General features: G+C 32.6%; 1 protein-coding gene and 1 rRNA gene. One reads left to right on the top strand and one right to left on the bottom strand.

What is annotated here, in order from left to right; all coding sequences use genetic code 11:
* Nucleotides 1-130 precede the first annotated feature (130 nt).
* Complete coding sequence (locus tag IW16_RS26410) at nucleotides 131-298, top strand: hypothetical protein (protein WP_165572044.1); 168 nt, start codon at nucleotides 131-133, stop codon at nucleotides 296-298.
* Between the two features lie 129 nt (nucleotides 299-427).
* Here the strand turns inward: IW16_RS26410 and rrf are convergent.
* Nucleotides 428-535, bottom strand: a 5S ribosomal RNA gene (gene rrf / locus IW16_RS25490).
* Nucleotides 536-729 lie beyond the last annotated feature (194 nt).

The raw sequence follows: 729 nt of genomic DNA, 5'->3' as shown, positions 1-729 counted from the left end.
TAATTGAAATGGATAATTCCAGAGTTTATAAACATCAATAGTTATCAGATCATTAGTGCAAAGTAAGAGGAAAGATTTTTAGAGTAAATTATCCCAGACTTGCATATGACAGGTGGGATTTTAAGTAAGAATGACTCCTATTTCTATTCCTATTCCTATTCCTATTCCTATTCCTATTCCTATTCCTATTCCTATTCCTATTCCTATTCCTATTCCTATTCCTATTCCTATTCCTATTCCTATTCCTATTCCTATTCCTATTCCTATTCCTATTCCTACTTTTTTTTATAATGTATAATGTATAATGTATAATGTATAATGTATAATGTATAATGTATATATTATTTTTGGGTATTGAGTACTTGATTTGTTGGGGTATATAACAAAAAAAAGTCTCATACAAATAATGTATGAGACTTTTAATAAAAACTGGCGGCGACCTACTCTCCCGCTTTCGCAGTACCATCGGAGCTGGCAGGCTTAACTTCTGTGTTCGGAATGGGAACAGGTGAGCCCTGCCGCTAAAACCACCCTAAATTAGGTATATAAGAATATCCAAAATATATACATTAAATAATGTACATCAGATAATCTGGTTTTAATCGATAAAAACAATCACAAAGACAAAACCTTTACTGCGCATAAAAGACTTGTATACAGCAACCATAGGCTATAAATCTACGGGTAATTAGTACTACTCGGCTATGACATTACTGCCTTTACACCTAT

Source organism: Chryseobacterium vrystaatense, from assembly GCF_000737765.1.
GTDB classification, from domain to species: domain Bacteria; phylum Bacteroidota; class Bacteroidia; order Flavobacteriales; family Weeksellaceae; genus Chryseobacterium; species Chryseobacterium vrystaatense.
Note: the sequence above shows the minus strand (reverse complement) of the source record. Positions and strands in the feature narration are given on the sequence as shown.

Coding starts and splice junctions, on each gene's coding strand:
- IW16_RS26410 (WP_165572044.1), top strand. CDS start 131: ATGACTCCTATTTCTATTCCTATTCCTATTCCTATTCCTATTCCTATT.